Source organism: Pantoea sp. SIMBA_079 (genome assembly GCF_046940275.1).
In the GTDB taxonomy this organism is placed as follows: domain Bacteria; phylum Pseudomonadota; class Gammaproteobacteria; order Enterobacterales; family Enterobacteriaceae; genus Pantoea; species Pantoea borealis.
Genome location: NZ_JAWRYR010001054.1, coordinates 1 through 228, shown reverse-complemented (window position 1 = coordinate 228; position 228 = coordinate 1). Strand labels below are relative to the sequence as shown.

Annotated in this window: 1 protein-coding gene; it reads right to left on the bottom strand. The window is 60.1% G+C overall.

Annotation, left to right across the window (positions count from 1 at the left end):
• A partial coding sequence (locus tag SB719_RS23150) for an AzlC family ABC transporter permease (RefSeq protein ID WP_412160191.1) occupies positions 1–228 on the bottom strand: 228 nt, incomplete at both ends.

Genomic DNA, 228 nt, shown 5'->3' with positions numbered 1-228 from the left:
CGGCCAATCAAGGCGCCGCCGATAACCGTGAGCGGCCAGACTGCAAAAATTCCCAGCCCGCACAGCCAGTCGGGCACCCGGCGCTCCTGTAACGCTGGTTGAGAGATACCAAATACCGCGCTTTCATCGTTCATGATGTGGCAGCCAAGCAGGCTGCGGGCTCCCTGACCCAGCAGATCTTTTACCGCAATACCAAGCGGCAGATGACGCGCATTGACCAGCAGCCCT